General features: G+C 68.6%; 7 protein-coding genes and 1 pseudogene. 3 read left to right on the forward strand and 5 right to left on the reverse strand.

The window, feature by feature from the left end; translation table 11 throughout:
- Positions 1-6: 6 nt before the first annotated feature.
- Positions 7-2,555, reverse strand: a pseudogene (locus tag LDL21_RS08660) (ATP-dependent Clp protease ATP-binding subunit).
- A gap of 282 nt (positions 2,556-2,837) precedes the next feature.
- Between LDL21_RS08660 and LDL21_RS08665 the strand changes: the two are divergent.
- Complete coding sequence (locus LDL21_RS08665) at positions 2,838-4,904, forward strand: AMP-binding protein (protein WP_225279541.1); 2,067 nt, start codon at positions 2,838-2,840, stop codon at positions 4,902-4,904.
- 25 nt (positions 4,905-4,929) lie between these two features.
- Here LDL21_RS08665 and LDL21_RS08670 read toward each other — a convergent pair whose 3' ends face one another.
- The 3 genes from LDL21_RS08670 to pruA form a co-directional block, all read right to left on the reverse strand.
- A complete protein-coding gene (locus LDL21_RS08670) occupies positions 4,930-6,357 on the reverse strand; it encodes an amino acid permease (RefSeq protein ID WP_181697399.1) in 1,428 nt (475 codons plus the stop codon).
- A 114-nt stretch (positions 6,358-6,471) separates the two neighbouring features.
- Positions 6,472-7,434 (reverse strand): proline dehydrogenase family protein, encoded by a 963-nt coding sequence (locus LDL21_RS08675; protein WP_225279542.1) that lies wholly within the window; start codon positions 7,432-7,434, stop codon positions 6,472-6,474.
- A complete protein-coding gene (pruA, locus tag LDL21_RS08680) occupies positions 7,434-9,077 on the reverse strand; it encodes an L-glutamate gamma-semialdehyde dehydrogenase (RefSeq protein ID WP_225279543.1) in 1,644 nt (547 codons plus the stop codon). Before pruA ends, LDL21_RS08675 begins: the two co-directional genes overlap by 1 nt.
- A 131-nt stretch (positions 9,078-9,208) precedes the next feature.
- On the opposite strand from pruA, the gene LDL21_RS08685 reads away from it, so the two are divergent.
- A complete protein-coding gene (locus LDL21_RS08685) occupies positions 9,209-10,828 on the forward strand; it encodes a PucR family transcriptional regulator (RefSeq protein WP_225279544.1) in 1,620 nt (539 codons plus the stop codon).
- 33 nt (positions 10,829-10,861) lie between these two features.
- Here the strand turns inward: LDL21_RS08685 and LDL21_RS08690 are convergent, their stop codons facing one another.
- A complete protein-coding gene (locus tag LDL21_RS08690) occupies positions 10,862-11,659 on the reverse strand; it encodes a VOC family protein (RefSeq protein ID WP_225279545.1) in 798 nt (265 codons plus the stop codon).
- A gap of 243 nt (positions 11,660-11,902) precedes the next feature.
- Here LDL21_RS08690 and LDL21_RS08695 point away from each other — a divergent pair, with 243 nt between their 5' ends.
- Positions 11,903-13,945: a CocE/NonD family hydrolase gene (locus tag LDL21_RS08695; protein WP_225279546.1), complete on the forward strand. Its 2,043-nt coding sequence runs from the start codon at positions 11,903-11,905 to the stop codon at positions 13,943-13,945.

Consider the following 13,945-nt stretch of genomic DNA (forward strand, 5'->3'; position numbering starts at 1 on the left):
TTGGACTCACTTCGAGTCGACCAGCTTCTTGTCGGAGCCCTTCTTCTTGGAGCTCTTCTTCGGCGCCTCGCCGTTGCCCGCGGACGGGTTGTCGGGCATGGTCGCGGTGACCACCAGATCGTCGCCCGAGGTGTCGACGTGCACCGTGCCGCCGGACTCGAGCCCACCGTCGAGCAGCAGCCGCGACACCCGGTTGTCGAGTTCGCGCTGCACCGTACGACGCAACGGCCGGGCCCCGAACTCGGGCTGGAAACCCTTCTCGCCCAACCAGTCCACCGCCGACTGGCTGATGTCGAGTTCGACGTCCTGGGCCGCGAGCATGCGCCGTGTGCGGTCGAGGATGAGCCCAACGATCTCCTCGAGCTGCGACTTGTCGAGCCGGTGGAACACGATCTGCTCGTCGATCCGGTTGAGGAACTCCGGCCGGAAGTGCGACCGCAACTTCTCCTCGAGCTGGGGAACGATCGAATCCAGATCGCCGGCGGGCGCGTCGAGGATCAGCTGCGAACCGATGTTGGAAGTCATGATGACGATGGTGTTCTTGAAATCCACCGTGCGGCCCTTGGAATCGGTGACGTGCCCGTCGTCGAGCAACTGCAGCAGCACGTTGAACACATCGGGGTGCGCCTTCTCGACCTCGTCGAACAGGATCACCGAGTACGGCTGACGGCGCACCTTGTCGGTGAGCTGGGCGGCATCGTCGTACCCGACGGGGCGCCGACGAGCCGTGAGACCGTGTGCTTCTCCTGGAACTCGCTCATGTCGAAGCGGATCAGCCGGTCCTCGTCGCCGAACACCGCCTCGGCCAGCGCCTTGGCCAGCTCGGTCTTGCCGACACCGGTCGGGCCGAGGAACAGGAACGACCCGATGGGCCGGTTCGGGTCCTTGAGCCCGGCGCGCGCCCGACGCACCGCCTCGGCGACCGCGACGATCGCCTCGTTCTGCCCGATCACCCGCTTGTGCAGCACGTTCTCCAGCTCGAGCAGGCGCTGCTTCTCCTCGGCGGTCAGATCGGCCACCGGAATACCGGTGCGCCGCGAGATGACCTCGGCGATGTCGACCACCTGCACCTCCGGTTCCGTGGAGGTGGCACCGGATTCCTCCAGCTCCTCCTCGGCGGCGGCGATCTCGGCCTTGAGCGCCTTGGCCTTCTCGTAGTCCTCGTTGTCGACCGCCGCGTCCTTCTCCCGGTACAGCCGCGCGATCTCGTCTTCCTTGGCCTTGACCTCCGGGTCGGCGGTGCCCGACCGCAACCGCACCCGCGCGCCTGCCTGGTCGACCAGGTCGATCGCCTTGTCGGGCATGAACCGGTCGGTGATGTAGCGATCCGACAGTTGCGCCGCCGCGACCAGCGACTCGTCGGAGTAGCGCACCTGATGGTGTTCCTCGTACACGTCGGCGAGCCCGCGCAGGATCTCGATCGTGTCGGCCACTGAGGGTTCGGCGACCATCACCGGCTGGAAGCGGCGCTCGAGCGCGGCGTCCTTCTCGATGTACTTGCGGTATTCGTCGATCGTCGTCGCACCGACGACGTGCAGGTCACCGCGCGCGAGGGCGGGCTTGAGCAGGTTGCCAGCGTCCATCGAGCCCTCGCCGCCACCACCGGCGCCGACGATGGTGTGCAGTTCGTCGATGAACACCACGAGTTCGTCCTTGTGGGCACGGACCTCGTCGAGGATCTTGGTGAGCCGTTCCTCGAACTCACCGCGATACTTGCTGCCCGCCACCAGGGAGCCGACGTCGAGGGCGATCACCCGGCGGTCCGCGAGCGAGGTCGGCACGTCGCCGTTGACGATGCGCTGGGCCAGACCTTCCACGATCGCGGTCTTGCCGACACCGGGATCACCGATCAGCACCGGGTTGTTCTTGCGTCGCCGGGACAGGATCTCGATGGATTCCTCGATCTCCTCCGCCCGCCCGACCACCGGGTCGATCAGGCCCTCGCGGGCCTCGGCGGTGAGGTCGCGACCGTATTCGTCCAGCGTCGGGGTATCGGTCTTGCGCTGCTGGCGTTTGGCCTGCGCGGCTGCCGTGCTCGGCGTCGGGCCGCCACCGCTCTGGCTGGCCGCCAGACCCGCGACCAGTGTCTGGGCCGCGATGCTGTCGGACAGCGAGGCGATCCCGAGCAGGATGTGTTCGGGCCCGATGTAGGTGCTGCCGGACTGCGCGGCCTGGCGCTGGGCGGCGCGCATGGCCAGCTTGGTCGCCGGGCTGAGGGTGATGTCGGCCAGGTCGTACCCGCCGGCCGCACCGGTGTCGAGATAGTCCTGCATCTGCTCGGCGACCTGGTCGGCGTCGAGGCTCAGCTCATCGATCATGTCGCGCGCGGGTTCGGTCTCGGCGGCGGCGTAGAGCAGGTGTTCGGGCGTGATCTCCGGGTTGCCCCATTGCTGGGCCGCCTGCCGCGCCGCACCGACCAGCAACTTCGCGTCGTCGGTCATCAGACGGCTCAGGTCGATGCGTTGCACCGGCGGTTTCGCCGACATCCCGGAACCGAAAAAGCGCTGGAAGATGTCGTCGAAAGGATCGCTCGAACCGGGCCAGCTCGCTGTCATGTCCGCACCTCTTCGTTCGTCGTGCCGCAGCCAGCGGCGACTCCTGTAGATCGGGACCGTGCTTCCAGCAATACTTCGGCATCCTCCGGTGCTGTGCAAGCCATTGGGCAGTTTCACATCCGCGTCGTCGAGTCGATGGCGGACCGACCAAAATCCGGTGGAAACCGTCCGATACCACCGGATTTGTCTGATTCTTGGTGCTGGGACGGCGCTCGACGGTAGCGTGACGACCCGCACGACGGGATCGACCGTCGTGCCCGGTTGTTGGGAAGAGCACGGAGTTTGGTCACCGACGTCATCGATGTCAGCGCGGATTTCACCATCGCCAGGCAAGCCCTCTGGGATGTCCTGCTCGATCCGCAGAGTTATCCACGCATGTTCACCGGAATCGGCGCCTGCGAGCGCATCGATCACCCCGACGGTGCGGTGGTGTGGCAGGTCCGGGTCGGCTCGGTGGACACCGGCATCCACACCCACGAGTTCGTCCTCGGCATCGGCCGCTGGTACGAGAGCTTCGAACTGCGCAGCCCCGCGCTCGGCAGCTTCGCCTCGGTGCGGCTGCGTGGCGACCAGCAGCGCACCCGGCTCGACATCACGCTGTTCGCCGCCGCCCGGGTGCATCCGATGCTCGAGCAGCGCAGCAACTCGGTGGTCACCGACTGGGTGAAGGCGGGTCTGCGCCGCACCGCCGACGTGATCGCGGGGACCAGGTCGTCGGTGGTCGTCAACGCCGAACGCTCGCCGCTGCGCCGCAACGCGGGGGTGGCGCGTTCCATCGCGGCGACCGGTCTGATGCGTCCGGAACCGGTGTCGATCCTCAAACAGCTTCGCTCCCTGTCGAAGTGGGGCTTCAACCTGGCGGGCGGTTACGCCGCAGGGGCCGCGCACTCCCCGGACCGGGTCGCGGTGCTCGATCGGTTCGGCACCCGGACCTACCGCGAGATCGACACGCGATCCGACGCCCTGGCCGGTGCCATGTACGAACTCGGCATGCGCGCCGGTGACGCGATCGGGTTGCTGGCCCGCAATCACGCGGGCATGGTCGAGACCATGGTCGCCGCGGGCAAACTCGGCGTCGACGTCGCGCTGCTCAACGCGGGACTTTCCGGGCGGCGCATCGAGGAGATCGTGCAGCGTCATCGCCTCAGCGCGGTGTTCGTCGACGGGGAACTCGAAACGCTGATCCGCTACCTGCACAGCGAGATACCGCGTTTCACCACCGACGCCGATCCGCCCGATCCGCAACGCGCGACCATCGAGGGCCTGATCGCCGCGGGGGTCGAGGACTTTCCCGTGCCCGCCCATCCCGGCAGGCTGATCGTGCTCACCTCGGGAACCAGCGGCTCACCCAAGGGCGCCCGCCGCCCGCACGCCAAGGGCTTCGGCACCATCGCCGCCCTGCTGTCGCGGATTCCGCTGCGCGTGGAGGAAGTGGTGCTGGTGCCCGCACCGCTGTTCCACACCTGGGGGCTGGCCGGGCTGCAGCTCAGCACCGCACTGCGCGCCACCGTCGTGCTCAGCGACGGCTTCGACGCCGTCGAGTGCCTCCGCTCGATCAGCGAACACCGCATCACCACCCTGATCGTGGTGCCGACCATGGTCGAACGCCTCCTCGACGTCCCCGACGACGTCCGCGCGAGCTTCGACCTGTCGAGTCTGCGGCACGTGGTCAGCTGCGGCGCGCCGCTGGCCGGTGCCACGGTGCTGCGGTTCCTCGACACCTACGGCGACGTGCTCTACAACGTGTACGGCTCCACCGAGGTGTCCTGGGCCAGTGTCGCCACCCCCGCCGACCTGCGGGTCTCGCCGACCACGGCGGGCCGTCCGCCGTTGGGTACCCGGGTGGGGGTGCTCGGTCCCGATCTGCGCCCGGTGCCGGTCGGCACGGTCGGGCACATCTTCGTCGCCAACCACATGCTCTTCGACGGGTACGTCAACGCCGCACCGCCAGAGGAGGCCGACGGCATGCTCGACACCGGCGACCTGGGGTATCTCGACGCCTCGGGCAGGCTGTTCGTGGCGGGCCGCGACGACGAGATGATCATTTCCGGCGGCGAGAACGTCTTCCCACGACCGGTGGAGGAGGCGCTGGCCCACCTGCCGCAGATCACCGAGGTGGCCGTGGTCGGCGTCCCCGATCGCGAGTTCGGGCAGCGCCTGGCCGCGTTCGTGGTGAAACGGGAAGGGGCGGGCCTGGATCCGGACATGATCCGCACCTATATCCGCCACCGCCTGAGCCGGTTCTCGGTGCCGCGCGATGTCACCTTCATCAACGCGCTGCCGCGTGGGGAGACCGGCAAGATCCTCAAGTGGATGCTCGTCCGGCCGGAGCAGGCGCTGAGCGAGTGATCGCGCGGCGCCTGCCCAGGTGGGTCTAGGTGATCTTTTCCGGTGCGGGCCGGTTCAGCAGCGAATGTTTGCGCGAGTAGGCGAAATACACCACGAGCCCGACGAGCAACCAGCCCGCGAAGCGCACCCAGGTCTCCCACGGCAGCGACCAGATCAGGTACGCCGAGAAGCCGATCCCGATCAGCGGGATCACCGGCATCAACGGCAGCCGGAACGAGCGGGGCGCGTCGGGCCTGGTGCGGCGCAACACGATCACGGCCACACACACCACGATGAACGCCATCAGGATGCCGATATTGGTGAGTTCGGCGACGGTGTTGATCGGCAGCACACCGGCCAGGATCGCCGCGCCGATGCCGACGATCCAGGTGACCCGGGTCGGCACCTTGCGGGTGGGATGGGTCTTGGCGAACCAGATGGGCAGCAGCCCGTCGCGGCTCATCGCGAACCACACGCGGGTGACACCGAGCATGAAGGTGAGCACCACGGTGATGATGCCGACGATCGCGCCGACGGCGATGATATTGGCGACCCCCGGCATCCCGACCGATTCGAAGGCGGTGGAGAACCCGCTGGTCGGGCTGATCTCGGTGTATTTCTGCATGCCGGTGAGCACCAGCGTGCACAGCACGTAGAGCACCATCGCGATGGCGAGGGAGTAGATGATCGCCTTGGGCAGGTGCTTGCGTCCGTCGACGGATTCCTCGGCCGCGGTACTCATGGCGTCGTAGCCGAACACGGCGAAGAACACCGTCGCCGCGCCGGTCCACACCGCGCCGGTGCCGTAGGGGAAGTACGGGTCGTAGTTGGCACTGTCGATGTGGAACACACCGAGCGCGACGATGAGCACGACCAAGGCGACCTTGATGCCGACAGCGACGGTTTCGAACCGGCCGACGCTGCCGATACCGCGCGAGAGGATCCACGCCGTCCCCAGGCAGAACAATACCGCGAACAGGTCGACGACCCGGCCGTCACCGGTATCGGGCGCCCCGAGCATCCATTCGGGCAGCGTCAGGCCCACCTGCTCGAGCAGGAACCCGAAGTAGCCCGACACTCCGATCGCCACCACCGCCGCGACCGCGATGTACTCGAGCAGCAGGTCCCAGCCGATGAACCAGCCCGCCAGCTCACCGAGGGAGACATATCCGTAGGTGTAGGCCGAACCGGCTTTGGGCACCATGCCGGCGAATTCGGCGTAGCACAGCGCGGCGGCCGCGCTGGCGACACCGGCGATCAGGAACGAGATCAGTACCGCGGGGCCGGTCACCGAGTGGGCGACCGATCCGGCCAGGGTGAAGATGCCCGCGCCGATGATGCCGCCGACACCGATGGCGGTGAGCTGCCACAGTCCGAGTGATTTGGCGAGGCGTTCGTCGCCGGGGATCTCGTCTTCTACCTCGACGAGTGGTTTACGGCGCAGCATCTGGGCGCGCAACTCTGCGAAAGACATCGCTGTTCCTTCCGTCGGCGGCCTGGCCGCGTGATCAGTACACCGCCGCGTGGCCGTTCCCGACCCCGAGAATGAATATTGTTCAGTGGTAGTGCCCGAATGGAGAGCGGCTCGTTACCCGCGTCCGCCTGCCAGTGCGCGCAGGAAGAAGGCGAGATTGGCGGGTCGTTCGGCCAGCCTGCGCATGAAATAGCCGTACCACTGGTCGCCGTAGGGGATGTATACGCGAACGTGGTTGCCCTCGGCGGTGAGTCGCTGCTGTTCGTCGTCGCGGATGCCGTACAGCATCTGGTACTCGTACTCCTCGCACTTGCGCCGGGCCGCCGCGACGGCCGCTCCGGCGGCGGCGATGATCGTGGGGTCGTGGGAGGCGATCATCGGATAGCCCTGCCCGGCGGCGAGTACGCCGAGGCAACGCAGATAGGAGGCGTCGACCTCGGCGCGGTCGCGGAACGCCACCGATTCCGGTTCGTCGTAGGCGCCCTTGCACAGCCGGATCCGTGACTGCGGGCCCGCCAGAGCGCGGCAGTCCTCCTCGGTGCGGCGCAGGTAGGCCTGCAGAACGGTGCCGAGCCAGGGGAAGTCCGCGCGGAGCTCGGTGACGATCGCGAGAGTCGAATCGGTGGTCGTGTGGTCTTCGGCGTCGACGGTGACCCACAGTCCGGCCGCCTCGGCGGCGGCGCAGATCTGGTGCGCGTGCTCGCGGGCGACGGCGTGGCCGTCGCGGGGCAGGGCCTGGCCGAGCGCCGACAGTTTGACCGAGACCTCCAGTGGCCGAACGGCTCCCGGTGTGGTCTCGGCCTGGGGGAGACGTCCGAGGGCGGCGATGAGGGTGCGGTACTGCTCGACCGTCGCCTCGGCGCGCGCCAGATCGGTGGTGTCCTCACCCAGGTAGTCGATGCTGACGAAACGTCCTGAGCGGAGCAGGGTTTCGGCGGCGGCGACCACCTGTTCGGTCGTGGTTCCCGCCACGAACCGCGACACCACATCACGGCTCACCGGCAACCGGGTGACGGCGCGTTCCAGTCGTGCCGAGCGCGCCGCACCGAGCAGCGCCGAGCGCATCAGTGCCGACATCAGTTCGCCTCCGATTCCTGGTGGGGGTAACCGTGCTCGGTGGGCGGGGTGAAGGTCTCCTTGATCGTGCGCGCGGAGGTCCAGCGCAGCAGGTTCTGGGCCGAGCCCGCCTTGTCGTTGGTGCCCGAGGCCCGTCCGCCGCCGAAGGGCTGCTGGCCGACGACCGCGCCCGAGGGCTTGTCGTTGATGTAGAAGTTGCCCGCCGAGAAGGTGAGCCGCTCGGTGGCGGCGGCGATGGCGGCGCGGTCCTGGGCGATGATCGAGCCGGTGAGACCGTAGGCGCCCGCGTCGACCAGGTTCATGGCGTCCTCGAAACCCGAGGGTGTGGAGTCGTCGTAGACGTGTACGGCGAGAATCGGACCGAAGTACTCGGTGTGGAAGATCTCGTCGCCCGGGTCGTCGCCGACCACCACCGTCGGTTCCACGAACCAGCCGACGCTGTCGTCGCTGTGCCCGCCCGCGACCACGGTGATCCCCTGGGTGGCCTTGGCCCGCTCGAGCGCGGCGGTATTGCGGTCGAAGGCGCGCCGATCGATCAGCGCCCCACCGAAATTCGTGAAGTCGGTGACATCGCCGTAGCGCAGCGACGCCGTCTTCTCGATCAGGTCCTCCGACATCGCCGACCACACCGAACGCGGCACATACGCGCGCGAGGCGGCCGAGCACTTCTGGCCCTGGTAGTCGAACGCGCCACGCAGCAGCGCGGTGGTGAGCACGGCCGGATCCGCCGACGGATGCGCGAGCACGAAATCCTTGCCACCGGTCTCGCCGACCAGCCGGGGATAGGTGCGATAGCGGTCCAGGTTCGTCGCCACTTCCCGCCACAGATGCTGGAAGGTGGCGGTCGACCCCGTGAAGTGCACACCGGCCAGGCGCCGATCGGGCAGCACCACCTCCGAGACCTCGGGCCCGGCACCGTGCACGAGGTTGATGACACCGGGCGGCAGACCTGCCTCCTCGAGCAGGCACATCGTCAGATACGCGGCCACCGCCTGCGAACGCGCGGGCTTCCACACCACCGTGTTGCCCATCAGCGCGGGCGCGGTCGGCAGATTGCCTGCGATGGCGGTGAAGTTGAACGGGGTCACCGCGTAGACGAAGCCCTCCAGCGAGCGGTACTGCATGCGGTTCCACACCCCGCGCGAGGACAGCGGCTGTTCGGCGATGATCTTGCGCGCGAACGACACATTGAACCGCCAGAAGTCGACCAGTTCGCACGGTGCGTCGATCTCGGCCTGATACGGCGACTTGGACTGACCGAGCATCGTTGCCGCACAGATCTTTTCGCGCCACGGACCGGCGAGCAGATCGGCCGCGCGCAGGAACACCGAGGCGCGGTCGTCGAACGACATCGCCCGCCAGGCGGGTGCGGCCTCGGTGGCGGCTTCCACGGCAGCGGCGGCCTCGGCGGCGGTCGCGTCGTGCAGGGTGCCGAGTACGGCGCTGTGGCGGTGTGGTTGGACGACCTCGAACACCGGTCCGTCGCCGCGTAGGTGGCGACCGCCGATCACGTGGCAGATCTCGGTCGGGGTGGCGGCCAGTTCGGTGAGTGCGGTCTGCAGCCGGGTGCGTTCGGGTGTGCCCGGCGCGAAGGTGCCGACAGGCTCGTTCACCGGCGGCGGGGTGGTCGCAATGGCGTCCATGAGTGCCTCTCCTGCGTCGTAAGGCGGTAGCGGGATGTGACGTAGTCAACACCCCTCGGCATCGGTCATAATCGGCTGATCGGACGAAGTTCTGCTCAATGTTTAGTCCGATCGGACAATGGAGCGCGCGTATGGAGACGACACTGGCCGAGCTGCTCGGCGCGCTCGACCACACCGTGGCCACGCTGGTCGACGCACCGGCGGGGGAGCAGGTGGTCGTGCGCACTGTCGCCCTCGCCGAGCCCGCCGACCTGGCCGAACACCTCGAGGCCGACGGTGTGTTGGCGCAGGTGTATCTGCTGGTCGGCGTCGATTCCGAGCAGACCGTACGGTGGCTGCGGGGTGTCGGTGCCCGCCCGCTCGCGCAGCGGCCGCGACTGTTGATGACCAAGCGTGCCGACGACTCACCGGCAGTGCGTGCGGCCGCCCATGCGGCCGGGATCGCGCTGGTGCAGGTGCACCGGCATGCCCGCTGGGACCAGGTGTTCGGCCTCGTCCGCCGCATGCTCACCCGCGCGCCCGGCGGCCGGACCGAGGCCGGTGAACCCGACCTGCTCGCTCCCGACACCGACCTGTTCGGGTTGGCGCAGGTGGTGGCGGCCGAAACAGGCGGCATGGTGAGCATCGAGGACCCGCACTCGCACGTGCTCGCCTATTCGGCCTCCGACGCCGCCGCCGACCAGTTGCGCATCCGCTCGATCCTCGGCCGCGAGGGTCCGGCCGACTACCTGCGGATACTGCGCGAGTGGGGCGTGTTCGACCGGGTGCGCCGCACCGACGAGGTGGTCGACGTCCCCGACCACCCCGAACTCGGGATCCGCCGCAGGCTGGTGGTTGGTATCCGGCGGGCCACCGTCGGCGCCGAGGACCGGATGCTCGGCACGATCTGGTTGCAGCAGGGCGACCGGCCACTGCGCCCGGACGCCGCTCAGGTACTGAGCGGTGCGTCGGCGGTGGCGGCGCGCATCATCGCGCGGGCACTGGACGCACCGTCGACCGAGGCCGTGCTGGTGCGCAGGCTGTTCGGCGCGCACGGCGAAGGAGTCGACGTGCCGTCGGTGGCGGCCGCCCTGCGTCTGCCCGAAGCGGGTCCCGCCGCGGTGATCGGTTTCGCCGCGCTCGGTCCGGCCGCCGAACTCGCCGCGTCCAGCGGCCTGATCCGGTTGCACGCCAGTGCTTTTCGTGGTGATTCGGTCACCGAGGCGATCGGTGAGCGGGTGTATGTGCTGCTGCCCTCCTATCACTCCGAACACGGCGTCGGGTCGTGGGTGCGTGAGCTGGTGGCACAGCTCGAGCAGGCGCGTGGGCTGGTGGTCCGGGCGGCGGTGGCCGCGCCCGTGGCCGGGCTGACGGCCGTCGCCGGAGCCCGCGGTGAGGTCGACCGCGTGCTGGACAGCCCCGCCCCCACCACCGAGGGCAGCCGCGTGACCACCCTGGCCGAGGCGAGAACGGCGGTGCTGCTCACCGAGATCGTCGAGCTGATCCGCGACCACCCCCACCTGCACGACCCGCGACTGGCCGCCCTCGACGCCTACGACCGCGACCACGGCGCCGACCTGCGCGCCTCCACCCGCGCCTACCTGCGCGCCCACGGCGAGGTGAGCACGGCGGCCGCCGCCCTGCGCGTCCACCCCAACACCTTGCGCTACCGCCTGCGCCGCGTGGAATCCATCCTCGGCATCGACCTCGACGACCCCGACGACCGCCTGCTTCTGGAAATCCAGCTCGCCGCCTGCCCACCGCGCGCGTGACGAACCGCCCCCGCGCCACGCCGAACCGCGTCGTCACGCTCCAGTCGGAACCTCCCCGACGGCTTTCGCCGGGTCGATCACACCGAGCACCTCGCCCTGGGGTGCCGCCAGGATTCCCATGCGCCCGAAGGGGCTGTCGTCGGGCCCCATGATCACCTTCGCGCCCAGTTCGGTCGCCTTGTTCAGTGCGCCGTCGGCGTCGTCGACCTGGATCCAGGTGAGCCAGTACGGCGGATTGCCGAACGACGAGGCGTCCATCATCCCACCGACCTCGTGCTTGTCGCCGGGCAGCGAGAAGGTGGAGTACGTGAAGTTCACGCCGTCACCGATCTCGGTGTAGTTCCAGCCGAACACGCTGTTGTAGAACTCGTGTGCCTGGTCGTAGCCGGGGGTGTGCAGCTCGTTCCAGCAGTAGGCGCCGTGCTGGTTGAACACCCCGGCACCGATGTGGCGCTTGGCTTCCCAGACACCGAAGGCGCCGCCGGTCGGGTCGGCGGCGACGAACATCCGGCCCACGTCGAGGACGTCGAACGGCGGCACGAACACCTCGCCGCCGGCCTTCGTGACGCGCTCGGCGATCTCGTCGGCCCGTTCGGCCGCGAAGTAGGTGGTCCATACCGACGGCATCTGCCGCATGGCGTCGGGTTTGGGTCCGATGCCCGCCGCGGGCCTACCGTCGAGCATCGCCATGAGATACCCACCCCCGCCCGCGTCCTGGATGTCCCAACCGAAGAGCGCGCTGTAGAACGTGCGGGCGGCGGCGGGGTCGTCGACCTGACAGTCGACCCAGCACGGCGTGCCCTGGGGCCATGGTTCGTCACGTGTCGGCATTGTCGAACGTCCTCCTCGTCGATGAATGACACCGGCCGGGTCGGTCGGCACGCGCCAAGTCAACCACTGCCCACCGACACGTCCGTCGCGGAGGATAACGCCCTGAACTGGAACGATACGTGTTCACTGCGACCCTCCGAGCGGTCCGGCGCTGCCCGCCGCAAGTCGTTACCACTGTTACAGTTTCGGCGCCGATCTGCGGTGGCTAGGTCAACGATGAACGAACCGGTCGGGAGCGACTCGATGACGTTGAGAGGTTCCGAACGTGGGCTCGTCCGTGTGCTGACGGCGATTCTCGCGATCACAGCGGTGCTCGCCTGCGGTGCGGGCCAGGTGTCGGGCAAGCCGGGCGGCGACGTGCCCGGCGTGCGCTGGACCGCCCAGCACGACGCGCCGGGCACCTATCCGGAAGTGCGCGTGGAGCGCGGCGTGCACATCACCATGAGCGACGGCGTGGTCCTCAAGGCCGACGTGTACCGCCCCGCCGACGCGGCAGGGGTGATCGAGCAGAAGCCGCTGCCGACGATCGTGAGCCTCACGCCCTACTCCAAGCTCATGACCGGCCTGATCGAGGCGGCCGCCGCAACGCCCGGTCTGCAGTCGACCGCCGTCGACATCGTGCGCCGCCTGAACCTGTCGAGCACACCCATCAGCGGTTTCGGCGATCTGATGCAGGCACTGGACGGCGGCATGATCCAGACCATGCTCGGCGTCGACCGCAAACTCATCGGCAGCGGTTACACCGTCGTGGTCGCCGATGTGCGCGGAACCGGTCAGTCGCAGGGCAAGTGGGATACCCTCGGCGCCCGCGAACAGCTCGACACCCGTGAGGTGATCGAGTGGGCGGCCGCCCAGCCGTGGTCCAACGGCCGCATCGGCATGAGCGGCGGCTCGTATTCGGGCATCAACCAGCTGCGGGCGGCCGAAGACGCGCCCGCCGCGCTGCAGGCCATCTTCCCGGTGGAACCCGGCAGCGATCTGATGCGCGACGTCGTCGCGCCCGGCGGCGGCGTCGGCACGACGTTCCTTCCGCTGTGGCTCAATTCGGTCAACCAGCTCAAACTCGTGCCCGATGTGGCGTCGATGATCCAGGGCACCTTCGACTGGACTTGGTTCAACGATCGCATCGCCGACCCGACGACCAATTTCGACCTGCTCGCCCAGGCCCTGCTCACCCCGTCGCTCGAGGACATGCCGCCCGCTCTCGACGGTGCGCTCGACGAGACCTCCGCGTTCCGCGAGGCGATCATGGGTCACCCGGAGAAGGTGAACGTGCCGACGTTCGTCTACGGCGGCTGGCACGACATCTTCGCCAACAGCGCGACCAAACTCTACGAACAGCTCCCGCTGCCACCGGGCCGCAAGCAACTGGTCGTGGGCGACACCTATCACGCCAATCCCGGTGCGGGAACCGGTGTTCCGGGGGCGCCGCCGCGGCTGGACGTGCTGCAGCGCGCCTGGTTCGACAAGTGGCTCAAGGACATCGACAGCGGTGTCGAGGCATTCGGCCCGGTGACGGTGAAACAGCAGGGTGGCGGCTGGGTCACGCTGCGTGAGTGGCCGCAGCCGGGTGTCACGCATCGGCGGGTGTACCTGTCGGCCGATCCGAGCGGGTCAACCGAGGACAGCCTGCACGACGGTTCACTGCGTCCCACGGGCCCCGGCGCGGTCGAAAACCTGACGGTGGCACCGGGTTTGAGTACGGTCTGCTCGCGGGACGCGGCGCAGGGTTCGGCCGGGATGACCGCCGCGCTCGACGCCTGCGCCAAGGACTCGCGCATCGCCGAGCGCAACGCGCTCACCTTCACCAGCGCTCCGGTCGCCGAGGAGACGGTGATCTCGGGTCCGATCAATGTGCGGCTCAACACGGTGCACACCGGCAGCGACGGATTCTGGAACGTCACCGTCAACGATGTCGCTCCCGACGGCACCTCGACCGTGCTGACCACCGGTCAGCTCACCGCCTCCATGCGCGCCATCGACGAACGGCGCAGCGCGCGGTCGGTGAACGGGGATCTCACCGCACCGTTCAACCCGCTCACCCTCGACCGGTTGCTGCCCGTGGTCCCCGGTGCGCCGACCGAGATCGACATCGCCGTCATCCCGACCCAGGCCGTGCTCGCGCCGGGGCACCGCGTGCGGATCGACGTGTACGCGGGTAACGCGCCCAAGGCGCTGCCGTTCCGCCCGATGCTCGACGCCTCCGGGCTGGAACCGCAGCAGGTGCGCCTCGACCCGGCGGCACCGAGCTTCGTCAACCTGCCCACCGACAAGCCGATCCCGTGA

The sequence above is a fragment of the Nocardia rosealba genome (genome assembly GCF_020216065.1).
Lineage (GTDB): Bacteria > Actinomycetota > Actinomycetes > Mycobacteriales > Mycobacteriaceae > Nocardia > Nocardia rosealba.